The 22,673-nt window shown below is 42.5% G+C and carries 28 protein-coding genes and 2 tRNA genes; 19 read left to right on the forward strand and 11 right to left on the reverse strand.

Features of this window, described 5'->3' with window-relative positions; genetic code table 11:
* Window positions 1–13 precede the first annotated feature (13 nt).
* Together EDC41_RS10145 and EDC41_RS10150 are read left to right on the forward strand one after the other, a co-directional pair.
* Window positions 14–90 (forward strand) — tRNA-Asp (locus tag EDC41_RS10145).
* Between the two features lie 66 nt (window positions 91–156).
* A tRNA-Trp gene (locus EDC41_RS10150) sits at window positions 157–232 on the forward strand.
* Window positions 233–406: 174 nt separating this feature from the next.
* On the opposite strand, the gene prmA is transcribed toward EDC41_RS10150, so the two are convergent.
* The 7 genes from prmA to EDC41_RS10185 all read right to left on the reverse strand — a co-directional run bounded on the left by prmA (window position 407) and on the right by EDC41_RS10185 (window position 7,299).
* On the reverse strand, window positions 407–1,288 hold the full coding sequence (prmA, locus tag EDC41_RS10155) for a 50S ribosomal protein L11 methyltransferase (protein ID WP_006251160.1): 882 nt from the start codon (window positions 1,286–1,288) through the stop codon (window positions 407–409).
* Between the two features lie 63 nt (window positions 1,289–1,351).
* Window positions 1,352–2,797 (reverse strand): metalloprotease TldD, encoded by a 1,446-nt coding sequence (gene tldD, locus EDC41_RS10160; RefSeq protein ID WP_020830968.1) that lies wholly within the window; start codon window positions 2,795–2,797, stop codon window positions 1,352–1,354.
* A 70-nt stretch (window positions 2,798–2,867) separates the two neighbouring features.
* Window positions 2,868–3,497: a glutathione S-transferase family protein gene (locus EDC41_RS10165; protein ID WP_006251162.1), complete on the reverse strand. Its 630-nt coding sequence runs from the start codon at window positions 3,495–3,497 to the stop codon at window positions 2,868–2,870.
* Between the two features lie 13 nt (window positions 3,498–3,510).
* Window positions 3,511–4,761, reverse strand: a complete 1,251-nt coding sequence (lysA, locus tag EDC41_RS10170) for a diaminopimelate decarboxylase (RefSeq protein ID WP_006251163.1) — start codon at window positions 4,759–4,761, stop codon at window positions 3,511–3,513.
* Window positions 4,762–4,865: 104 nt separating this feature from the next.
* Window positions 4,866–4,976, reverse strand: a complete 111-nt coding sequence (gene lptM, locus EDC41_RS10175) for an LPS translocon maturation chaperone LptM (RefSeq protein ID WP_006248213.1) — start codon at window positions 4,974–4,976, stop codon at window positions 4,866–4,868.
* 126 nt (window positions 4,977–5,102) lie between these two features.
* Window positions 5,103–6,497, reverse strand: coding sequence for a class II fumarate hydratase (gene fumC / locus EDC41_RS10180; RefSeq protein WP_006251164.1), 1,395 nt, complete (start codon window positions 6,495–6,497; stop codon window positions 5,103–5,105).
* Window positions 6,498–6,657: 160 nt separating this feature from the next.
* A complete protein-coding gene (locus EDC41_RS10185) occupies window positions 6,658–7,299 on the reverse strand; it encodes a TfoX/Sxy family DNA transformation protein (protein WP_020830967.1) in 642 nt (213 codons plus the stop codon).
* 443 nt (window positions 7,300–7,742) lie between these two features.
* On the opposite strand from EDC41_RS10185, the gene rpsJ reads away from it, so the two are divergent.
* From rpsJ to rpsQ, 11 genes are read left to right on the forward strand one after another with little or no spacing between them, the layout of a single operon-like run.
* The gene (gene rpsJ, locus EDC41_RS10190; RefSeq protein WP_001181005.1) at window positions 7,743–8,054 is read left to right on the forward strand and encodes a 30S ribosomal protein S10; all 312 of its coding nucleotides are present in this window, start codon (window positions 7,743–7,745) and stop codon (window positions 8,052–8,054) included.
* A gap of 25 nt (window positions 8,055–8,079) precedes the next feature.
* Entirely contained in the window at window positions 8,080–8,709 is a 630-nt protein-coding gene (gene rplC, locus EDC41_RS10195) for a 50S ribosomal protein L3 (protein WP_006249363.1), read from the forward strand.
* A 15-nt stretch (window positions 8,710–8,724) separates the two neighbouring features.
* A complete protein-coding gene (rplD, locus tag EDC41_RS10200) occupies window positions 8,725–9,327 on the forward strand; it encodes a 50S ribosomal protein L4 (RefSeq protein ID WP_006251166.1) in 603 nt (200 codons plus the stop codon).
* Entirely contained in the window at window positions 9,324–9,629 is a 306-nt protein-coding gene (gene rplW, locus EDC41_RS10205; RefSeq protein ID WP_006249361.1) for a 50S ribosomal protein L23, read from the forward strand. Before rplD ends, rplW begins: the two co-directional genes overlap by 4 nt.
* A gap of 18 nt (window positions 9,630–9,647) precedes the next feature.
* Entirely contained in the window at window positions 9,648–10,469 is an 822-nt protein-coding gene (rplB, locus tag EDC41_RS10210) for a 50S ribosomal protein L2 (protein ID WP_006249360.1), read from the forward strand.
* Between the two features lie 30 nt (window positions 10,470–10,499).
* Window positions 10,500–10,775 carry a 30S ribosomal protein S19 gene (gene rpsS, locus EDC41_RS10215; protein WP_005539416.1) on the forward strand — a complete coding sequence of 92 codons (276 nt, stop codon included), beginning with the start codon at window positions 10,500–10,502 and terminating at the stop codon, window positions 10,773–10,775.
* Window positions 10,776–10,785: 10 nt separating this feature from the next.
* Window positions 10,786–11,118 carry a 50S ribosomal protein L22 gene (rplV, locus tag EDC41_RS10220; protein ID WP_006249359.1) on the forward strand — a complete coding sequence of 111 codons (333 nt, stop codon included), beginning with the start codon at window positions 10,786–10,788 and terminating at the stop codon, window positions 11,116–11,118.
* Between the two features lie 19 nt (window positions 11,119–11,137).
* A complete protein-coding gene (rpsC, locus tag EDC41_RS10225; RefSeq protein ID WP_006249358.1) occupies window positions 11,138–11,845 on the forward strand; it encodes a 30S ribosomal protein S3 in 708 nt (235 codons plus the stop codon).
* 13 nt (window positions 11,846–11,858) lie between these two features.
* Entirely contained in the window at window positions 11,859–12,269 is a 411-nt protein-coding gene (rplP, locus tag EDC41_RS10230) for a 50S ribosomal protein L16 (RefSeq protein ID WP_006249357.1), read from the forward strand.
* Complete coding sequence (gene rpmC, locus EDC41_RS10235) at window positions 12,269–12,460, forward strand: 50S ribosomal protein L29 (protein WP_005711179.1); 192 nt, start codon at window positions 12,269–12,271, stop codon at window positions 12,458–12,460. Before rplP ends, rpmC begins: the two co-directional genes overlap by 1 nt.
* Window positions 12,460–12,717 carry a 30S ribosomal protein S17 gene (gene rpsQ / locus EDC41_RS10240; RefSeq protein WP_006249356.1) on the forward strand — a complete coding sequence of 86 codons (258 nt, stop codon included), beginning with the start codon at window positions 12,460–12,462 and terminating at the stop codon, window positions 12,715–12,717. The genes rpmC and rpsQ overlap by 1 nt, the downstream gene beginning before the upstream one ends.
* A 57-nt stretch (window positions 12,718–12,774) precedes the next feature.
* Here rpsQ and EDC41_RS10245 read toward each other — a convergent pair whose 3' ends face one another.
* The gene (locus tag EDC41_RS10245) at window positions 12,775–14,331 is read right to left on the reverse strand and encodes a diflavin oxidoreductase (RefSeq protein ID WP_006251167.1); all 1,557 of its coding nucleotides are present in this window, start codon (window positions 14,329–14,331) and stop codon (window positions 12,775–12,777) included.
* Window positions 14,332–14,401: 70 nt separating this feature from the next.
* The gene (locus EDC41_RS10250; protein ID WP_006251168.1) at window positions 14,402–14,833 is read right to left on the reverse strand and encodes a PAS domain-containing protein; all 432 of its coding nucleotides are present in this window, start codon (window positions 14,831–14,833) and stop codon (window positions 14,402–14,404) included.
* Between the two features lie 292 nt (window positions 14,834–15,125).
* Here EDC41_RS10250 and EDC41_RS10255 point away from each other — a divergent pair, with 292 nt between their 5' ends.
* From EDC41_RS10255 to EDC41_RS10280, 6 genes are all read left to right on the forward strand, one after another.
* Window positions 15,126–16,310 (forward strand): ATP-grasp domain-containing protein, encoded by a 1,185-nt coding sequence (locus EDC41_RS10255; protein ID WP_020824290.1) that lies wholly within the window; start codon window positions 15,126–15,128, stop codon window positions 16,308–16,310.
* Window positions 16,311–16,320: 10 nt separating this feature from the next.
* Complete coding sequence (locus tag EDC41_RS10260) at window positions 16,321–17,073, forward strand: esterase family protein (RefSeq protein WP_006249353.1); 753 nt, start codon at window positions 16,321–16,323, stop codon at window positions 17,071–17,073.
* A gap of 20 nt (window positions 17,074–17,093) precedes the next feature.
* Window positions 17,094–17,546 carry a DUF302 domain-containing protein gene (locus EDC41_RS10265; protein WP_006251170.1) on the forward strand — a complete coding sequence of 151 codons (453 nt, stop codon included), beginning with the start codon at window positions 17,094–17,096 and terminating at the stop codon, window positions 17,544–17,546.
* Between the two features lie 103 nt (window positions 17,547–17,649).
* Window positions 17,650–18,744 carry a CdaR family transcriptional regulator gene (locus EDC41_RS10270; RefSeq protein WP_006249351.1) on the forward strand — a complete coding sequence of 365 codons (1,095 nt, stop codon included), beginning with the start codon at window positions 17,650–17,652 and terminating at the stop codon, window positions 18,742–18,744.
* A 121-nt stretch (window positions 18,745–18,865) separates the two neighbouring features.
* Window positions 18,866–20,245 carry a GntP family permease gene (locus tag EDC41_RS10275; RefSeq protein WP_020824289.1) on the forward strand — a complete coding sequence of 460 codons (1,380 nt, stop codon included), beginning with the start codon at window positions 18,866–18,868 and terminating at the stop codon, window positions 20,243–20,245.
* 9 nt (window positions 20,246–20,254) lie between these two features.
* The gene (locus EDC41_RS10280) at window positions 20,255–21,397 is read left to right on the forward strand and encodes a glycerate kinase (RefSeq protein WP_006251173.1); all 1,143 of its coding nucleotides are present in this window, start codon (window positions 20,255–20,257) and stop codon (window positions 21,395–21,397) included.
* 67 nt (window positions 21,398–21,464) lie between these two features.
* On the opposite strand, the gene EDC41_RS10285 is transcribed toward EDC41_RS10280, so the two are convergent.
* Together EDC41_RS10285 and EDC41_RS10290 are read right to left on the reverse strand one after the other, a co-directional pair.
* Window positions 21,465–22,145: a 3-keto-L-gulonate-6-phosphate decarboxylase UlaD gene (locus EDC41_RS10285; protein WP_006251174.1), complete on the reverse strand. Its 681-nt coding sequence runs from the start codon at window positions 22,143–22,145 to the stop codon at window positions 21,465–21,467.
* A 54-nt stretch (window positions 22,146–22,199) separates the two neighbouring features.
* Window positions 22,200–22,667: a PTS sugar transporter subunit IIA gene (locus EDC41_RS10290; protein ID WP_006249347.1), complete on the reverse strand. Its 468-nt coding sequence runs from the start codon at window positions 22,665–22,667 to the stop codon at window positions 22,200–22,202.
* Window positions 22,668–22,673: the final 6 nt, after the last annotated feature.

Here is a 22,673-nt window from a genome sequence, read left to right on the forward strand (position 1 = left end):
ATCTATTAATTTAGGAGCGGTAGTTCAGCTGGTTAGAATACCTGCCTGTCACGCAGGGGGTCGCGGGTTCGAGTCCCGTCCGTTCCGCCAATAATCTTTAATGCAGGGGGCGAATAGTAATTCGCCCCTATAAGTGCAAAATGAATACCTATCAATAGGGGCGTAGTTCAATTGGTAGAGCACCGGTCTCCAAAACCGGGTGTTGGGAGTTCGAGCCTCTCCGCCCCTGCCATTATTTAGAAAGCCGACTGATTTCAGTCGGCTTTTTTCATTTATGTAATTTGTAAATTTTCCTGTTATTTCTACCGCTTGTGTTAATTAATTTAGGGAGAACGATTCCCAAGACAGGTAAAGAGTAGTAGAATTTATCAAAAAGTAAGCCCTGTTTAAAACAGGGCTTCTTATATTAGATTTTGCGGCCTGTAATACAACACCATTCTTCTTTTTCTACAACAGGGTCTAGCGTAAAGGCTTCGCTATAAGCCTCACACACACTTTCAGCCTGAGTAGCAAGAATGCCGGATAAGCCTAAATTGCCGTTTGGTTTAACCAGCGTGATGATATTCGGTGCTAACTCTTTGAGTGGGCCGGCTAGAATATTCGCAACAACGACATCGGCTTGTAACTCTCTTGGCTGATCTTTGGCTAAGAATAGTTGTAGTTTTTCTGCTACGCCGTTCGCCTCAGCATTGTTTTGACTAGCTAAAATCGCCTGTGGGTCGATATCAATCCCGATGGCTTGTTTTGCACCGAGTTTAAGTGCAGCGATAGCTAAAATACCGGAGCCACAGCCGAAGTCGATAACCGTTTTGCCTTCTAAATCTAAGCTATCTAACCATTGTAAGCAAAGCGAGGTCGTTGGGTGTGTGCCGGTGCCAAATGCTAAACCAGGGTCTAACATAACATTCACTGCATTCGGGTCTGGTACTTCGCGCCAGCTTGGGCAGATCCATAACCGTTTGCCAAACTGCATTGGGTGGAAATTATCCATCCACTCCCGTTCCCAGTCTTTGTCTTCGATTTGCTCGATTTTGTGAGCAAAGTTTTCGTCCACCAATTTGCTGGTTTTTAGTGCTTCTACGATAAGATTCATATCAGTTTCCGCATCGAAAAGCCCAACCACATCGGTATTTCCCCAAAGACGGGTTTCCCCCGGAAGAGGTTCAAAAATTGGGGTATCTTGACTATCCATAAAAGTCACTGACACCGCTCCAATCTCGGTTAAAAAATCGCTGATTTCCTCAGCCTGTTTATCTGTACTGTTTAAACGAATTTGTACCCAAGCCATTTTGTTTTCCTTTTATCGCTACAAGCGGTGATATTTTCTTTATATTTTGCAAACGGGGAGAGATTACCCTCTTCCCCCCACCGTAATTTTATCCAACTTCACTGTAGGCTGCCCTACGCCGACTGGTACGGATTGCCCTTCTTTGCCACAAGTGCCGATGCCGGGGTCGAGTTCCATTTTTTTGCCGACCATTGAAACTTGTTGCATTGCTTCTATGCCGCTGCCGATCAGGGTTGCACCGGTAACAGGTTTGGTGATTTTGCCTTTTTCGATTAAGTAGGCTTCGGCGGTGGAGAACACAAATTTGCCGGAGGTAATATCCACTTGTCCACCACTGAAGTGAGGAGCATATAAACCGTATTCGACCGATTCAATCATCTCTTCAAATTCGTGATTGCCTTCGGTGAGGTAGGTGTTGGTCATTCGTGGCATCGGCAAATGAGCGTAAGATTCCCGTCTGCCGTTGCCGGTTGGGGCAACTCCCATCAGGCGGGCATTGAGTTTGTCTTGCATATAGCCTTTTAGAATGCCGTTTTCAATTAACGCATTACGTTGCGAAGGCACGCCTTCGTCATCTACCGTGATTGAGCCTCGCATATTCGGCACCGTACCGTCATCAACAATGGTGCAAAGCTCAGAGGTGACCATTTGCCCGATTTTACCACTGAAGAGCGAAGATTCCTTACGGTTAAAATCACCCTCCAAGCCGTGTCCGACTGCTTCGTGGAGCAAAATGCCCGGCCAGCCAGCACCGAGAACAATCGGCATCGTGCCTGCCGGTGCAGGAATGGCTGTGAGATTGACGAGGGCTTGGCGAACGGCTTCTTTGGTAAGCGATTCCGCACGGCTAAAGCCGGTTTCGCTTGGTGCTAAGAACCAATCTAAACCAAAGCGACCACCGGCACCTGCTGAACCTCGTTCACGCTTGCCATTTTGTTCCACCAGTACCGACACAGATAAACGCACTAACGGGCGAATATCCGCAGCCAGTGTGCCGTCAGTCGCTGCCACTAACATTTCTTCATATACCGCTGAGAGATTCGCATTCACTTGAATCACTCTCGGATCTGCCATTCGAGCGGTTTTATCCACCAAATGGAGCAATTCGACCTTTTGTTCACGGCTGATTGTCTCTAGCGGGTTGATTGCCGGGTAGCGAGAACAAGCGGTCGTTTTTTTGAAATTTTTTACCGATAATTGACCGCTTGTTGGGCTGATTGAACGTGCGGCAGCGGCACATTGCTCAAGCTGTTTTAACGTGATTTGATCGGCGTAGGCAAAGCCGGTTTTTTCGCCTGATATGGCTCGCACACCGAACCCTCGGTCGATATAAAAACCGCCTTCTTTGATGATGCTGTCTTCCAAGCTCCAGCTTTCGTCTTGGCTGAGTTGGAAGTAGAGATCGGCATAATCAATATGACGGCCGGAGAAGTGATCTAACACTTGAGTTAAGTGCGATAATTCAAGCCCACTTGGAGCAAGCAAGCTGTTTGAAACCTGATTTAGCATGGTGATTCCTAAAAATAAAAGACGGTAGATTTTAACATAAAATCTACCGTCTTAAATGAACAATGGTGAATTAACCTTTTAAGCCTTCTTGCTCACGCACATTATCTACGCCTTGGTCTGCCTCCACTCGTTGCATAAAGGCAGAAAGTTGGGAAAGATGAGAGAAATCCAACCCTAGTAGGCGACACCAGTTGAGCATAATGTAGAGATACGCATCGGCAACCGAAATTTCTTCGCCAAAGAAAATATGATTTTCTAAATGAGCATTCGCAAAAGCCAGTTGTTCTAAAATTTGCTCAGCCGATTGTTGGCGAATAGTTTTGGTGAGCGTTTCATTGCCTTCCGCATAACTTGGCAAGCGGAACAGTGGCACGAATGATTTATGCACATCTGAATTGAAAAAAGCTAACCAACGAGCCGCTTTGGCTTTATCACGAACGGTTTTGCTGCCGAATAATTTAGCTTCCGGATAAAGCTCGTCTAAATAGTGGACGATAGCTTGGTTTTGCGTGAGGGCCAAGTCGCCATCAACCAACAATGGTACGTTACCACGAGGGTTTAAAGCCAGATATTCCGCCGATTTAATAAATTCACGGCTAACAGCTTGAAACGCATAATCTTGATTGGCACGCAATTTCACCCACTCTAGGGCAACGTGTGGTACAAATGAACAAGCACCGGTTAATCCATATAATTTCATCTTTTCTTCCTCATTAAGGTAATAATTTTTCTAAACGCCATAAATCAGCAAAAGTGGCTCGGGCTTTAATTAAATGGGCTTGGTTGCCATCAACCATAATTTCTGCCGCTTGTGGGCGAGAGTTGTAGGTTGAAGACATCGCCGCCCCATAAGCACCGGCAGAACGAATAGCGATTAAATCCCCTTCAGAAATTGCCAATTCTCTTTGTTTGCCTAAGAAATCCGAGGTTTCGCAAATCGGACCGACCACATCGTAAACAGCTTTGTCACGGTTTAAGGTTTTATCCACTTCCGTAATTTGCATATAGGCTTCATACAGAGCCGGGCGAATCATATCGTTCATACCGGTATCGACAATCGCAAAATTACGATCTTCATTTTGTTTCAAGTATTCCACCTTCGTCACTAAAATACCGGCATTTGCGGTAATGGCACGCCCCGGTTCAATAATGATTTCTAAGTTTTCATAGCCTTTGAGCTTTTCCAGCAAGGCTTTGGCATATTCGGTCGGATGCGGAGGCTCTTCGCCGTTGTAAGGCACGCCTAAACCGCCACCTAAGTCTAAGTGGTGTAGCTCAATGCCGTCTTCACGCAGTTGCTCCATTAAGATGATTAAGCGATCCGTTGCATCTAAAAAAGGTTGCAATTCGGTTAATTGCGAACCGATGTGACAATCCATACCGGTAATTTTCACATTCGGTAAGGTTTTGGCTAAGCGATACACTTCACGGGCTTGAGTAACGCTCACGCCGAATTTGTTTTCTTTTAAACCGGTGGAAATGTATGGGTGAGTGTGGGCGTCCACATCCGGGTTTACCCGCAGTGAAATCGGTGCGATTTTGCCTAGCTCACCGGCAACTTGGTTAATGCGGTGAAGTTCGGAAACCGATTCAATGTTAAAGCAACGAATCCCGACTTCCAATGCTCGTTTGATTTCGCTGTGCGATTTTGCCACACCGGAAAAGACAACTTTAGAGGCTTCGCCGCCGGCAGCTAAGACACGCTCCAACTCGCCTTGAGAGACAATATCAAAGCCTGAACCGAGACGAGCCATTACATTTAACAAGGCAATGTTAGAGTTGGATTTGACTGCAAAGCAAACTAAATGTGGGTGCGAGCCAAACGCATTATTGAATGCGTGCAAGTGGCGTTCAAGGGTAGATCTGGAGTAAACATAAGCTGGCGTGCCGTATTGCTCGATAATATCGGCAATAGCGACTTCTTCAGCAAAAAGTTGGTTGTTTTTATATTCAAAATGGTTCATTGAAAGTCCGTTGTGTTTGGGATTTTGAAAGAAAAGAGGCAACAAGCGGTCATTTTTTCACAAAAATTTGCAAAATTTTAGCCAAAACAGACCGCTTGCAATGCTTATTTTTGTTCATGTTTAGGGGCTTGCTCAGGGAAGTAGAGTGGGCCTTTGACCCCACAAGCACTTAAGCCTAAAGTAGTAACTAATGCGATTAAAATGAGTTTTTTCATAGGTTTTTCCGTTTAAAAAATGATGCTTCATTCTAAAACAAAATCAGTACCCTCGCTATAAAAAATTACACCTCAATCTTACCGGTAGATTGAGGTGTAAATCAGATTACAAGAGAAGGGTTGGGCTTATTTCAAGCTGCCAACCATATCTTCCGGACGAACCCATTCATCGAACTGTTCTGCCGTGACTAAGCCTAAGTTAATCGCCTCTTCTTTCAGTGTTGTGCCGTTTTTGTGGGCAGTTTTGGCGATTTTCGCTGCATTTTCATAACCAATGTGAGTATTTAATGCGGTCACTAACATCAGCGATTGGTCGAGCTGTTGTTTAATGCGAGGGTAGTTCGGTTCAATGCCGACTGCACAGTGTTCGTCAAACGACACGCACGCATCGCCTAGCAGTTGAGCCGATTGCAGGAAGTTGTACGCCATCACCGGTTTATAGACATTCAGTTGGAAATGCCCTTGCGTGCCGGCAAAAGAGATGGTTACATCGTTGCCTAATACTTGGGCACATACCATTGTCATTGCTTCGCATTGGGTTGGGTTTACTTTACCCGGCATAATTGATGAACCCGGCTCGTTTTCCGGAATCAGAATTTCGCCAATGCCTGAACGAGGACCGGAGGCTAATAAACGGACATCGTTGGCAATTTTGTAGAGCGACACCGCAAGCTGTTTTAATGCACCGTGGGTTTCGACAATCGCATCGTGAGTCGCTAATGCCTCAAATTTGTTTTGGGCGGTAACGAACGGTAAACCGGTGAATTTCGCAATGTATTCCGCCACTTTCACATCGTAACCTTGCGGGGTATTCAAGCCGGTGCCGACTGCCGTGCCGCCGAGTGCCAGCTCACGCAGGTGTGGCAGGGTGTTTTCCAATGCTTTGATGCCGAATGCTAACTGTGCTGCATAGGCAGAGAACTCTTGACCGAGCGTGAGCGGGGTAGCATCCATTAAGTGAGTACGCCCTATTTTGACCACATCTTTAAAGGCTTCGGCTTTTTCCGCTAAGGTTTTTTGCAGACGTTTCACACAAGGCAGGGTGTGTTCCACCACTTTTTTGTAAGCAGCGATGTGCATTGCAGTTGGGTAGGTGTCGTTAGAAGATTGGGATTTATTCACATCATCATTCGGGTGAATAATCGATTTTTCACCCAGCTTACCGCCGTTTAACACGTGTGCACGGTTTGCCACGACTTCATTCACGTTCATATTTGACTGCGTACCCGAGCCGGTTTGCCAAATCACCAGCGGGAATTGATCATCGAGTTTGTTCGCCAAAATTTCATCACAGGCTTTTGCAATTAAATCCCGTTTTTCGACCGCTAGTACGCCTAAATCGTGATTAGCATAGGCAGCCGCTTTTTTCAGATAGCCAAACGCCTCGATAATTTCCGCCGGCATTGATGCCTCCGGCCCGATTTTGAAGTTATTGCGTGAACGCTCGGTTTGCGCCGCCCAGTATTTATCGGCAGGAACTTGCACTTCGCCCATTGTGTCTTTTTCGATACGGAATTCCATGATTCGCTCTCCTAAATTGTTGGATTAATTGAAAATCAGTAGGCACTAATAATTTAGAGGTATAAGGTGATACTAGCATATAAAAGAAAAAGAAAGGAACTGCGAATTGCAATTCCTTATTGGTTTTTTTATATTTTATGATTTGGATCACATTATTTAACTACAGGGCGTTAAATCTTTTTCTTAGGCCTGAATTATATAGCGCTTGATTTGCTTCTTGCATTAGTTCCCTTTTTTGTTGATCTGTGAAGGTGTAAATATATTGGTGATTTAAAGCTCCGTTTAGCTTAAACAGTAAGTCTTCGGTAACATCAAAGCCCTGGAGAATCAGTTTGATAAAAGTTGACATATACCCTTCTTGAGTAAAATCATGAATGGAATGAATCCCTATTTTTTTCAACATTCTTTCTAACTTTAAATTCATATTTGGTAGGTTTCGGATTTGTGTAGCTCGCTTTTGGCTTATTTTGTACTTCTCCGTTCGGAGTTCCTCTATAATTCCAAAGAGTAGCGAGCTAAATTTTGGTGTATCATCTATGAGAACTTGCGGAATATAATGAAATTTTCTACTTTGTATACCAATTTTTTCATCGCATAAGATACAGGTTTCAGGATACTGACGAATGTATTCAATATCTTTTTTCGCAATACGTAAATAAGTTGCTCCATTTTGATACAATGCAATCATCAATCCATCCTTAAAAACTGCGTAGTAGGAAAAGTAGGTTTTTAGCCGAATTGTTCCAATGATAGGCTCAAATATAGGGTAGATTTCTTCTTTAATTTCATTGATTGTTTGCATATATGTACTCCGATGTAAGGTCATGAAACTTATTTAATAATAAATACTCTTATGGATTAAATTTCAACTAGGATTTTTTAGATTTGTGAAGTGGCTCGAAAAGTTTGAATAAAAAAATGCATAAATACAATTTATTTGAGCCACTTCAAATGAAGTATTGGAAATATTGTGTATCTTTAGAAGTTTTATCGAATCAAATTATTGTCAATATAAAAAACAAAAATTACTTGCATAAGGGAAATGAAACGAGTATGATAGCAAAGCTTTAGGTATCTAAAGACATTTGATGTAATCATTTATCAAATGGCACTACAGATATTGTAGTGTATACAATGTTCCTAATTTTGGAACTATATAGGTTTAACTGAGCTCCCTTAACTAATTTGTTAAGTGGTAGTTTGGTTTTTTTATTAGCTAAATTTTTTAATTGGAGCTCTGGTCTAATGCAGAACCAAAGAATCCGTATCCGCTTAAAAGCATTTGATCATCGTTTAATTGATCAATCTACTGCGGAGATCGTAGAAACAGCTAAACGTACTGGTGCACAAGTTCGTGGTCCAATTCCTTTACCAACTCGTAAAGAACGTTTCACTGTATTGATTTCTCCACACGTGAATAAAGATGCACGTGACCAATATGAAATCCGTACTCACAAACGTTTAGTTGATATTGTTGAACCAACAGAAAAAACTGTTGATGCATTAATGCGTTTAGATCTAGCTGCTGGCGTTGACGTTCAGATTAGTCTAGGTTAATTGGGAATTTTAAGAGGTTATTACAATGATTGGTTTAATCGGTCGTAAAGTTGGTATGACCCGCGTTTTCACTGAAGACGGCGTGTCTATTCCAGTTACCGTTATCGAAATCGAAGCCAACCGTGTTACTCAAGTTAAAACCCTTGAAAACGATGGCTACTCTGCAATTCAAGTTACTACTGGCTCTAAAAAAGCTAGCCGTGTAACTAAACCAGAAGCAGGTCATTTCGTGAAAGCAGGTGTTGAAGCTGGACGCGGTTTATGGGAATTTCGTACTACTGAAGGTGAAGAATTCACTTTAGGTCAAGAAATCAATGTTGACATCTTTACTGATGTTAAAAAAGTCGATGTTACTGGTACATCAAAAGGTAAAGGCTTCCAAGGTGGTGTTAAACGTTGGAACTTCCGTACTCAAGATGCAACTCACGGTAACTCTTTATCACATCGTGTACTTGGTTCTATTGGTCAAAACCAAACTCCAGGTCGTGTGTTTAAAGGTAAAAAAATGGCAGGACACTTAGGTGCAGAGCGTGTAACCGTTCAATCACTTGAAGTTGTTCGTGTAGATGTTGAGCGTAAATTATTATTAGTTAAAGGTGCCGTTCCTGGTGCAACTAATGGTGATGTTATCGTAAAACCGGCAGTTAAAGCATAAGTCTAGGAGATAGAGATGGAATTACAAGTTGTAGGTGCAAACGCACTAACTGTTTCTGAAACTACCTTCGGACGTGAGTTCAATGAAGCATTAATCCACCAAGTAGTTGTTGCTTATGCAGCAGGTGCTCGTCAAGGATCTCGTGCTCAAAAAACTCGTGCTGAAGTGTCTGGTTCAGGTAAAAAACCTTGGCGTCAAAAAGGTACAGGCCGTGCGCGTTCTGGTGATATTAAATCACCAATTTGGCGTTCGGGTGGTGTAACTTTTGCTGCGAAACCACAAGATCACAGCCAAAAAGTGAACAAAAAAATGTACCGTGGTGCAATCAAAAGCATTCTTTCTGAATTAGTTCGTCAAGACCGTTTAGTGGTTGTTGAGAAATTCGAAATCGATGCACCAAAAACTAAAGTATTAGCACAAAAATTAAAAGATATGGCGTTAAATGACGCTCTTATCATTACTGCAAACGTAGATGAGAATTTATTTTTAGCAGCACGCAACTTATATAAAGTTGATGTGCGTGATGTGCAAGGTATTGACCCAGTTAGCTTAATTGCTTTCGATAAAGTGGTTGTAACCGTAGATGCAGTAAAACAAATTGAGGAGATGTTAGCATGATTCAACAAGAACGTTTGCTAAACGTGCTTAAAGCACCACATATCTCTGAAAAAGCGACAAACAACGCAGAAAAAGGCAATACAATCGTATTCAAAGTTGCATTAGATGCAAACAAAGTTGAGATTGCAAATGCAGTTGAAGAACTGTTTGAAGTAAAAGTTGATTCTGTTCGTACCGTAGTAGTTAAAGGTAAAACTAAACGCCGTGGTGCTAAAGTTGGTCGTCGTAGTGACTGGAAAAAAGCTTATGTAACTCTTCAAGAAGGTCAATCGCTTGACTTCGTTGAAGGTGCGGCAGAGTAATCAGAGGAGATAAAATAAATGGCTATCGTTAAATGTAAGCCGACCTCCGCTGGTCGTCGTCACGTTGTTAAAGTTGTAAACGCTGAGCTTCACAAAGGTAAACCTTTTGCAGCACTTTTAGATACTAAATCTAAAACTGGTGGTCGTAACAACTTAGGTCGTATCACAACTCGTCACATTGGTGGCGGTCACAAACAACACTACCGTTTAATTGATTTTAAACGTAATAAATTAGACATTCCGGGTGTTGTTGAGCGTTTAGAATACGATCCAAATCGTTCTGCGAATATCGCATTAGTACTTTATAAAGATGGTGAACGTCGCTATATTTTAGCACCAAAAGGTTTAACTGCTGGTGATCAAATTCAAGCGGGTGCTTCAGCTCCGATTAAAGTAGGTAACGCATTACCAATGCGTAACATCCCAGTAGGTACAACTGTACACAACGTTGAATTAAAACCTGGTAAAGGTGGTCAAATTGCACGTTCTGCTGGTGCTTACGTTCAAATCATTGCCCGTGAAGGTAACTATGTAACTTTACGTCTTCGTTCAGGCGAAATGCGTAAAGTATTAGCTGAGTGTACTGCAACCATTGGTGAAGTAGGTAACTCAGAGCATATGCTTCGCGTTCTTGGTAAAGCAGGTGCAAACCGTTGGAGAGGTATTCGTCCAACTGTTCGTGGTACTGCAATGAACCCGGTAGATCACCCACACGGTGGTGGTGAAGGTCGTAACTTCGGTAAACACCCTGTTACACCTTGGGGCGTTCAAACCAAAGGTAAGAAAACTCGTCACAACAAACGTACTGATAAATTCATCGTACGTCGTCGTGGCAAATAATTTAATTCATTAACTAAAAGGTAAACACCAATGCCACGTTCCCTCAAGAAAGGTCCTTTCCTTGACCTACACTTGTTGAAGAAGGTAGAGAAGGCGGTGGAAAGCGGGGATAAAAAACCAATTAAAACTTGGTCCCGTCGTTCAATGATCATTCCATCAATGATTGGTTTGACCATCGCAGTCCATAATGGTCGTCAGCACGTTCCTGTTTATGTTTCCGACGAAATGATCGGTCATAAATTAGGTGAATTTGCACCGACTCGTACATACCGCGGTCACGCCGCAGATAAGAAAGCTAAGAAATAAGAGGTAAAAGATGGAAACTATTGCTAAACATCGTTACGCTCGTACTTCTGCCCAAAAAGCTCGCTTAGTTGCTGATTTAATTCGCGGTAAAAAAGTTTCTGTAGCATTAGAAATCTTAACTTTCACTAACAAAAAAGCAGCGACGCTTGTTAAGAAAGTATTAGAGTCAGCTATTGCAAACGCAGAGCATAATGACGGTGCAGATGTCGATGATCTTAAAGTTGCTAAAATCTTCGTTGATGAAGGTCCAAGCATGAAACGTGTAATGCCACGTGCAAAAGGTCGTGCAGATCGTATTTTAAAACGTACAAGCCACATCACTGTGGTTGTGTCAGATCGTTAATTAAGTAGGAGAATAACAAATGGGTCAGAAAGTACATCCTAATGGTATTCGCCTAGGTATTGTTAAACCTTGGAACTCTACTTGGTTCGCGAATACACAAGATTTCGCTGATAACTTAGACGGCGACTTCAAAGTACGTAAATTTTTAAACAAAGAGTTAGCGAACGCTTCTGTATCACGCATCACTATTGAGCGTCCTGCAAAAAGCATTCGTGTAACTATTCACACAGCTCGCCCGGGTATCGTTATCGGTAAAAAAGGTGAAGATGTTGAAAAATTACGCAACGCAGTTGCGAAAATCGCTGGCGTTCCAGCTCAAATCAACATCGCTGAAGTGAAAAAACCAGAGCTAGATGCGAAATTAGTCGCAGATAGCATCGCTTCTCAACTTGAACGTCGTGTGATGTTCCGTCGTGCAATGAAAAAAGCAGTTCAAAACGCGATGAAATTAGGTGCTAAAGGTATCAAAGTTGAAGTTAGCGGTCGTTTAGGTGGTGCAGAAATTGCTCGCTCAGAATGGTATCGTGAAGGTCGTGTACCTCTACATACGCTTCGTGCAGACATCGATTATAGTACTGCTGAAGCTCACACTACTTACGGCGTAATCGGCGTAAAAGTGTGGATCTTCAAAGGTGAAATTCTTGGTGGAATGGCTGCAGTGATTGAATCTGAAAAAGAACCAGCGGCACAGCCTAAAAAGGCGCCACGTGGCAAAGGTCGTAAATAAGGAGAATCACTGAATGTTACAACCAAAACGCACAAAATTCCGTAAAGTACACAAAGGCCGTAACCGTGGTATCGCGGGTGGCACAGAAGTGAGCTTCGGTTCATTTGGTTTAAAAGCTATTGGCCGTGGTCGTTTAACAGCTCGTCAAATTGAAGCTGCTCGTCGTGCGATGAGCCGTGCGGTTAAACGTCAAGGTAAAATCTGGATCCGTGTGTTCCCAGACAAACCAATTACTGAAAAACCATTAGAAGTCCGTATGGGTAAAGGTAAAGGTAACGTTGAGTACTGGGTAGCCTTAATCCAACCGGGTAAAGTTCTCTATGAAATGGATGGTGTTTCTGAAGAAGTTGCACGCAATGCGTTTGCATTAGCGGCAGCTAAACTTCCGTTCAAAACCACATTTGTAACTAAGACGGTGATGTAATGAAAGCTCAAGAACTACGTAATAAAAGTGTTGAAGAGCTGAATGGTGAGTTAGTGAACCTTTTAGGTGAACAATTCAAATTGCGTATGCAAGCAGCCACCGGTCAGCTTCAACAAACCCACCAGTTAAAACAAGTGCGTCGTAGTATTGCACAAGTTAAAACTGTATTAACCGAAAAGGCGGGTGAATAATGACTGATAAAATTCGTACAGTACAAGGTAAAGTGGTTAGCGACAAAATGGATAAATCATTTGTTGTTGCTATCGAACGTACAGTTAAACATCCGTTATACGGTAAGTTTATCCGTCGTACTACTAAACTTCATGTACACGATGAAAACAACGAAGCTAAATTAGGTGATGTTGTTGAAATTAAGGAATGTCGTCCTATTTCAAAAACTAAATCTTGGACTTTAGTTCGTGTAGTTGAGAAAGCAGTTGTTGCTTAATGAACTATGATTAAATAAAAACCCAGCTTTTGCTGGGTTTTTAGTTTTTTTCATTTGCTAATATACATCTCGCATTAATCGGCCTTCTGCGACCAATTTTGCAATAATATTATTGAAATCATCAATATAAGGCTCGCCTCCAATTTGATCTGCAATTTTGATGAGTTCCGCATCTATTGCTTTACTCATTGCTTTGCTACCACAAATATAGAAATAAGCCCCTTGCTGAATTAAATGCCAAACTAACTCTGCTTGTTGCGATAGGGCATCTTGCACATAAAACTTCTCTGCCTGATCACGTGAAAAAGCAGTAAACAGCTGAGTTAAGGTGCCTTTTGCTAAGTAATTTTCCAGTTCCGTTTGATACAGAAAATCTTTATCACGATAACGCTCGCCGAAGAATAAATAGCTTTCAACCCCCTGATATTGCTGCTCTAACGCTTGTAAAAATGCGATATGCGGAGCAATGCCAGTACCTGAGCCAATCATCACCACCGGAGCGGTTAATGTTTCGGGTAAACGGAAATTCGGATTGGCATTTGCAAAAATCGAGACAAAATCGCCCGCTTGTAATTCGGATAAATACCCACTTGCAGTCCCTTGATAATCTCTACCGTTTAAATGATACGAAACGTGGCGGATACATAAATCAACATAATCAGGGTGAGTTTTACCGCAAGAGCTAATTGAATAGGCTCGTGCGGCTAAGTTAGATAAAATTGGCTCTAAATCGGCTAATGTCACGCTTTTGTTTGGGTCAAAATCGCGTAATACGTCTAATAAATCCCGCCCATAGACATATTGTTCCAATGCTTTTTTATTGGAAATTTTAGTTAAATCTTTGAGTTCATTACTGCCGCAAATTTTTTGAATATCACGCAGTACATTTTTACTTAGTAGTCGGAGTTCTTTATGGCGTAGTAATGCAACTGCATTTTGATCGTTAAACCATTCTGCATATTCATTTAATAGTCTGTCTGGTTGCTGCACTTTGACATAAATTAAATCCCCTGCTTGATAGAAAATACCGCTCTCTTTTAATGATAAACGAATGTGATACACCGCAGGGCTTGAGTTTGCCAAATGCTTAATTTCCAACATTTCTGCTTGGTATGCCATTTCCTCGCCGTAAGCTTGAACAGAAAGGGAATGTTGGATCGTTTCTTTGTTTGTTGAATGTAATGCCTGCTCCACTAGGGGTAGCCATTGTTTAAAAATTTCTTGATAGTTTAAATCGGCATCAACCCTTGCAATCACAGCTTTAGCTTGTTTTTGTTGTAATAATGAATCTAGTTGTTTGCTATAGCCACAGAATTTATCATAAGTAATATCACCTAGCCCGAATATCGCATATTGCAGATTACAAGCGGTCAAATTTTCCAATTTTTCTGCAAATTCATCGGCGTTTTCAGGTGGTTCGCCATCACCAAAGGAGCTGGTTACAATAAGCAATAAACTCTCGGCAGATAATTGGCTTAAATCGGTTTCGTTTAATGTAGAAAGTGTGGGTGAGTAGGGAAGTAAAAAGGGTTGGATAGCTAATTGTTGGGCAAGCTTTTCTGCGTTACCAGACTCCGAACCATAAGCAATGTGGATATGGGGAATGAGAGACATACAAACTCCTCGAAAATAAAAAATTGCGTGTAAAAGAGATCATCTTTTACACGCAATCATTGTTTTTTAATTATTCACCGTAGAAGTCATCAAAGATTTCTTTTGCTGATTCTACTGCTTCAAAGTTGGTCATTAAATCATTAATTACACGGCGAACGCTGATATAGCCTGTAATTTTGCCTGTTTCATCAAACATTGGTTGAACGGTGGTATCAACCACATAAACTACACCGCCTTTACCGCAGTTTGGTACGATACCTGTCCAGATTTTACCGGCTTGGATTGTATCCCACATATCTTTATAAACTTCTTTTGGTACAGCTGGGTGGCGTACGATATTATGCGGTTGTCCAATTAATTCTTCACGGGTAAAACCGGTTAATTTGCAGAAAAGGTCGTTAGCGTAAGTAATAACACCTTGTAAATCAGTTGTTGAAATAACTAAAGTATCGTGGCCTGCTTTTAAAACAGCTTCATTTGAAGGAACAATTTGTTCAGCCATGTTGAATCTCCATTAATATAAATGAATTTTGTTATGTGTTTATCAGTATAAATACTGACAACATATTTAGGATAATAGATGGAAATATTAATGTAAATCATAAATATGGTTTTTTTGTAAAAATACCTGACTAAATTTATACGATTTATTCTGATGTTAAATTGAGTTTTTATAAAAGTTAATTTATTGTAAAAATTATTGCTTGTGTGAATACATTTTGAAAATTAATAAATTTAGCCTAAAATCTATTCTAATCATTTTAATAATATGCAAACTTTATAAAGGAAGAACTATGTCTAGACCACTTAATTTTGTGATGATTTCCCCGCACTTCCCAACGAACTTTGAAACCTTTGCCATTCGTTTGCGTGAAGCCGGTTTTAATACATTGGGAATTGCAGATGCCCCTTATGAATCATTGAGCGAAAATCTGCGTCATTCCCTGACTGAATATTATCGTGTAGATAATATGGAAGATTACGAACAAGTTTATCGTGCGGTCGCGTACTTTGCCCATAAATACGGGCGAATTGACCGCATTGAATCGCACAATGAATATTGGCTGGAGTTAGATGCGAAATTGCGTACCGATTTCAATGTGTTTGGTTATAAGAGCGATGATATGCTCTCAATTAAAACCAAAGCCCAAATGAAAGAGGTATTCCGCAAAACCGGCTTGAAAGTGGCACAAGGGCGAGTATTTAAAGATGATGAAGATGCCTGCAAATTAGCAAAACAGCTTAAATTCCCGGTGATTATCAAGCCAAATTCAGGGGTTGGGGCAAGCGATACTTACAAAATCAAAACTGCGGAAGAGTTAGAAGCTTTCTTCGGTTATAAAACGCCAACGGTTGAATATATTATGGAAGAGTTTATTGACGGCGATATTATTACCTTTGACGGTTTAACCGATAAAGAGGGCAATATCGTTTTCTACTCCAGCCTTGAATATTCAGAAGCGGTATTAGATACCGTTTCAAAAGATGGCGATATGTTCTACTATGTCCCATGTGAAATTTCGCCAAAATTAGTGGAAATGGGCAAACAATGTGTGAAAGCCTTTAACGTAAAAGAGCGTTTTTTCCATTTTGAGTTCTTCTGTGTTAAAGGGAGCAAAAAAGAAGAGTTGTTACCACTCGAAATCAACTGCCGTCCGCCGGGTGGCTTAACTATTGATATGTGGAACTACGCCAACGATTTCGATGTGTTCCGTGAATTTGCCAATATTGTGAAAGAAAACAAATTCTATGCCGATATTCAGCACCCTTGGAACGTGGTTTATATTTCCCGCAAGGCAAACCAAAATTATGTGAATTCGATTGAAGCTGTTTGTGAGAAATTTGCCGGCAATATTATCAGCGTGCAAAGCGTACCGGGCGTATTTGCCAAAGTGATGGGCGAACAAGGCATTTTAGCCCGTACCGAAACAATGGAGCAAATGCGTGAAATTGCACAATTTGCACAAGCTAAACAGTAAGAGGTGAAGTATGCATTTTGAAAAAAGAAGCCACTGGAGTGGAGAATTAGGTCGTGAAATGTCGTTCAACGTTTACGGACACGCAGGTAAACCGGTTATTGTTTTCCCTTCCTCCGGCGGCAATGAAAACGAGTATGGTAATTTTGGAATGATTGAGGCTTGCCGTTCCTTTATTGAACGTGGCTTAATCAAATTTTACACGCCTGATTCTTACGATGCGGAATCTTGGTTATCTAAACATAAATCCGGACACGATATGGCATTAGCTCATAATGCTTACGACCGTTATATTATTCACGAGCTAGTGCCGTTAATCCGCCATGAATCGCACTGGAACGGCACGATGATTGCCACCGGTTGTAGTATGGGGGCTTTCCATACGGTAAACTTTGCCTTACGTCATCCGGATCTGTTTGATATTGCCATCGCCTTAAGCGGTGTTTATGACGCTCGCTTTTTCAGTGGTGAGTTTTATGGCGATAAAGCGGTTTATTTTAACTCGCCGATTGATTATGTATGGGGTCAAAATGACGATTGGTTCTTAGACCGCTACCGCCAAAATCACTATGTGATTGCAGTCGGACAAGGTGCGTGGGAAGAACAGCATATTGAGGACACCCGCCGATTACAAGAGGCTTTTAACGCAAAAGGGATCGATGCTTGGTTTGACTACTGGGGCTTTGATATTGACCATGACTGGCCGACTTGGCGTAAACAGATGCCTTATTTCTTAGGCAAGTTGGAAGAACAAGGGATTATTTAATCTATTTGAGGAGAAAAGAAATGAACTTAAAAGCAGTCGCAGTTTCTGCATTAGCAATGAGCAGCGTGGCAATGGCAGATATTGCCGATGTCAAACCGGTGGTATTTGAAAGTAAATTTGATTTCCAAACTACAGTCACAACTTTAACCAACACCTTAAAAGAAAAAGGAATGACGATTTTTGCCGAAATCGATCACCAAGCGGCGGCAAAACAAGCCGGCTTAGAAATGCAACCGGCAACCGTATTGGTTTACGGCACACCGAAAGCCGGTACGCCATTAATGGTGAAAGATCCGATGTTAGCGTTGCAATTACCGTTAAAAGTGTTAATTACCGAACCGAACAAGGGCAAGGTCGAAGTAATGTTAAATCGTGCCGATCAAGTGGTGGCTCACGCTAATACCGATTATGCTGATGTAGAAAACAACCTTGCCAAAGCGGAAAAATTAATTCAAGCGACTGTGGCAAAATAACTTCACGCTATGATCTATTCTCAGGAAGTGGAAGCGTAGATAATTTGCAAATCCCTCGAAAGAGGGATTTTTCATAGTATTGGGAATGAGTAGGAATCATATAATGAAACTCAACCAAGCGATTGCCGACCGCATCGTCAAGCGCACGATGCAGATTATTCCCAACTCCGTCAATGTGATGGATAGTGAAGGGGTGATTATTGCTTCCGGCGATGTCGGTCGTATCGGGCAACGACACACAGGAGCGGTGATTGCGTTACGCAACGATCAAGCGGTCGAAATTGATGAAAATCTTGCAAAACAGTGGTGCGATGAAGTGAAAGCGGGCATTAACTTACCGCTTCACTATTTAGGCTCAACCATTGGTGTAGTGGGGATTTCAGGGCAGCCACAACAAGTTCGGCAATATGCTCAATTGGTGAAAATGGCGGCGGAGCTGATTATGCAGCAAGCGTTTGAGTTGGAACAGGAACGTTGGCAACGCCGCTATCGGGAAGAGTTTGTGCGGGCCTTGCTCAAAGGTAGCCTAAGCACAGCAGAAATCCAGCAACAAGCGGTCTTTTTCGGGCAAGATTTTGCAAAACCGCTGTCGGTGATGGTGATTAAAATTCACGGCTCTACTGCGGAAAAACTCCAACGCCTGATTGATTTTTTCGAACATTATTTCCCGAGCCTACTCACCGCCGTGATTGGGTTAGATAAAATTGCCTTGCTGAATCATTTATCCAACGAAAAATCGTTAATCCGCAATGCACTAAACAAACTTAACGATCCGGATATTTCCTTCAAAACGGTGGTTGGGCTGGCGGTCGAAAATTTATCGCAAACCCATATTTCCTACCAAACCGCCTGCCATACCCTCAATTATGCCGAGCAGATCCAAAGCCGTAAGCAGATTATTCATTTTGAAGATTTTAAACTGCCGGCCCTCTTGCACAGTTTCAGCCACTCTTGGGAAGCGAAAACCTTGCTCTCGCCGTTCCAAGCTTTACTGGTTTCCGATAAAAAACAGGTGTTACTGAAAAGTCTGCGTTACTATTTTTTCGCAAATTGTGATCTGGATCACGCTGCCAAAAAATTGTTTATTCACCCAAATACGCTACGTTACCGTTTAGAGAAGATTGAGCAGATAACTGGTTTATCTTTCAATAACATAGAGCAAAAATTTGTGCTGTATCTTGGAGCGGTTCTGTCGTAAAAATTGTAAAAATATACAAACAAGCGGTCGTTTTTAACAAATTTTTTGCAAATTTATCTAAATCTTTTTAGCAATAAATACCGAATAATAAGTTCATTTTTCTACAATGAGGAGACTTATTATGTCAGGTATTGCACTTATTCTGATCTTTCTGGTCGCTATCATCATAATGATTTATATGATTGCGAAGTGGAAAGTTCACCCGTTCTTAGCCTTAATGTCGATTTCGATAGCCCTTGCATTAGTGGCAGGTTTACCGCTTGCCAAAATTCCAACTATTGTGGGCGAAGGTTTTAGTAATACCTTCAAAAGTATCGGTATCGTGATTATTTTTGGGGCGATTATCGGCACGATTTTAGAAAAAACCGGTGCAGCCCTCAAATTAGCCGATATGGTGGTAAAAGTGGTGGGGCAAAAACGCCCTGAACTGGCAATGTTGATTATGGGCTGGGTGGTTGGTATCCCAGTGTTCTGTGATAGCGGCTTTGTGGTGTTAAACCCGATTCGTGAAGCTATTCGCAAAAAAATTCTTGCCAATCCGGTGGGAATGGCGGTGGCGTTAAGTGCCGGTTTATATGCCTCCCACGTCTTTATTCCTCCGACACCGGGCCCGATTGCAGCAGCCGGTGCTGTTGGTTTAAGCCATAATCTCCTGCTTGTGATCGGAATGGGCTTTGTGGTTTCGATTCCTGTGTTGATTGCCAGTTACTTCTTTGCCAAATATGTTGGCAAACAAGTCAGCGTGATGGAAGAAGCTCAAGCGGATCAAGTAATCAGCCAAAGCTATGAAGATCTGATCAAACAATACGGCAAATTACCAAGTGGGTTTTTAAGCCTTGCCCCGATTTTTATGCCGATTATCTTAATGGCTATCGGCTCGATTGCCAAAATTGCCGGTGTAAGTGGCGATTTCGGCGTATTCCTACAATTTGTCGGCAACCCGATTATTGCGTTAGCAATTGGGGTGATCTTCGCTATTTTCCTACTGGTTTCAAGCGGTAAAATGGCGGAATTTGACAGCTTAACCAATGATACCCTGAAATTAGTCGGCCCAATTCTCTTTATTACCGCCGCCGGTGGTGTGCTAGGTAACGTGATTACTCAAGCCGGCTTTGTGGATTACATCAAGCAAAACGCTCATATTATCAGTACAGCAGGGATTTTCTTCCCGTTCCTGATTTCGGCAATTTTAAAAACCGCACAAGGCAGCTCAACGGTGGCAATTATCACCACCGCCTCCATTATGGGAATGTTCAACGCACCGGACTCATTAATGAACGCCTTAGGGCTAACCAGTGAAATGGCGGCAGCCTTAACCGTAATGGCGATTTCGGCTGGCTCAATGTGCGTTTCCCACGCCAATGACAGCTACTACTGGGTGGTAACAAACTTTACTAAACTGACTCCGCAACAAGGCTATCGTACGCAAACTACCCTAACTTTCATTATGGGTGTGGTGGGTATGCTCACGGTTTATCTGCTTTCATTGATTTTACTCTAAGGATTGACGATGAAAATTGTGATTGCACCGGATTCATTTAAAGAGAGTTTGACCGCATTAGAAGTGGCTCAAGCAATTCAACAGGGTTTTGCCCGTGTTTTCCCTGAGGCGGAGTATCAGCTCGTACCGATGGCAGACGGTGGCGAAGGCTCGGTACAGTCGCTGGTTGATGCCACTCACGGCAGTTTGCAAAAAATCAGCGTAATTGCACCGCTTGCAAATGAGGTGGAGGGCTTTTTTGGCTTGTCGGGGGATCAAAAAACCGCCTTTATTGAAATGGCGGCGGCAAGTGGCTTGCATTTAGTGCCAATGGAGCAACGAAATCCGCTGGTTACCACCAGCTACGGCACGGGGCAGTTAATTAAAGCCGCCTTAGATTTAGGGGTGGAAAAAATCATTCTCGGCATTGGCGGCAGTGCGACTAACGATGGCGGTGTCGGAATGCTACAAGCCTTAGGAGCGAAATTTCTAAATGCCGAACAGCGGGAAATCGGCTTTGGTGGCGAGGCATTAAGCCAAATTCAGCAGATTGATTTAAGCGGTTTGGATTCACGCTTAAAGCAAGTGGAATTTGAGGTTGCTTGCGATGTAGATAATCCGCTGTGTGGCGAGCGAGGGGCTTCGGCAATTTTTGGGCCACAGAAAGGAGCCACAGCAGAGATGGTGAAAACGCTCGACCACGCTCTGTTGCATTTTGCCGAAACCGTAAAATCCCAATTAGGCATTGAGATTGCCGAGAAAGCCGGTGCCGGTGCAGCCGGTGGAATGGGCGGTGGTTTACTGCTACTGCCTAACGTAACATTACGTTCCGGCGTGCAAATTATTCTTGAGGCAACCGATCTTGCTGAGAAACTTGCCGATGCGGATTTGGTGGTGACAGGGGAAGGGCGAATGGACGCTCAATCTATCGCCGGTAAAACCCCGATTGGGGTGGCGAAAGTCGCTAAGCAGTTTGGCAAGCCGGTGATTGCGATAGTTGGCTCATTGAAAGAAGATTACCCTGTGGTGTACCAACACGGCATTGATGCGGTATTTCCGATTATTCGACAGGTCAGCAATTTAGAAGCGGTGTTAAAATCAGGCAAAGAGAACCTGATTTCAACTGCCGAAAATGTAGCGAGATTGTGGAAAATATCGGCCTCGCAAGAATAGAAAAAATGAGATAAAAAATGGCGTTCCGGTTGAGAGAACGCCATTTTTATTGGGTTTCAATGCCGGATTAGTTCCAGTATTTATCAATCTCCACACGAATGGCTTCGGCAGTTTGTTTGCCTTTTTCACCGACTAAAGCACGGCCTGCAATAAAGGCTTTGGCGTTTTTGATCTCTTTGAACAGGTGAATATCTTCCGGTACGATACCGCCGGTGATAGATAATTCAATGCCTAAGTCAGAAAGCTGTTTCATTAACTCAACATCTTCCGTTGTCCAACCTTTACCTGCTAGTTCCGCATCACGGGAGCGGTGGTAAATCGCTTGGGTTACCCCTAATTCTACCCACTCTTTGGCATCTTTTTCCACCGTCCAGTTGCCGTAGATTTCAATTTGAATCTCTTTTTTCACTTTTAGCTCCGGGTGAGCAGCGTTAAATTCGTCCGCCACTTTTTTGCAAGCCGCTTTGGTTGCAGGGTGAGCCGCAGCCGAAACCGTGAGCCAGTCGGCACCGGCTTCAAATGCCATTTTAGCTAAAATTGCACCGCCATCGGTGGTTTTTAAGTCGCACACAATAATGTGATTTGGGTGCAATGCACGCAAGGTGGAAACGGCTTTCATACCCTCAGCAAAAGCAAGAATAGTACCGCATTCAATAATTTCGACTTGGTTTTCTGCTTGTTTTGCATCCGCCACCGCTTTTTCCAGTGAAAGAGAATCAAGGGCAATTTGTAATAATGGTTTGGACATAATTGTATTCCTCTATTTGCAAAATATTGATGTTTTTGAACCGCTTGTAGAATATTAGGCTAATGCCTGATCGATTACTGCATACACTTCTTCAGCCGTTTTACAGCGGCGGATTTTATCTAAATCAACACCTGTGTCGCTCTCTGGGTCATCTAGCACTTGGGTGATTTCTACCAAGCCTTGCATATGCTGATCAGAGTCACTCCCTGCAAGGGTTAGCATAACGTGAACCGGCTCATCTTCGCCCTCAAAATAAATCGGGGTGTCAAAAGTCACTAAAGCGAAAGAGGTTTTAATCACACCTTCTTCCGGACGGGCGTGAGGCATTGCCAAGCCCGGTGCAAGAATAATATAAGGCCCCATCTCTTTGATTTTGCTTACAATATTATCGTAATAGCGTGGTTCAATCGTACCGGCTTTGACTAATAAATCAGTGCCGATTTTGATTGCGTCTTCCCAATTCGCCGCTGATTGATTGAGCAAAATAGAGTTATTTTCAATAAGAGATTGTTTTAAGTTCATAGTGTT

It is taken from the genome of Mannheimia haemolytica, assembly GCF_004342115.1.
Lineage (GTDB): Bacteria > Pseudomonadota > Gammaproteobacteria > Enterobacterales > Pasteurellaceae > Mannheimia > Mannheimia haemolytica.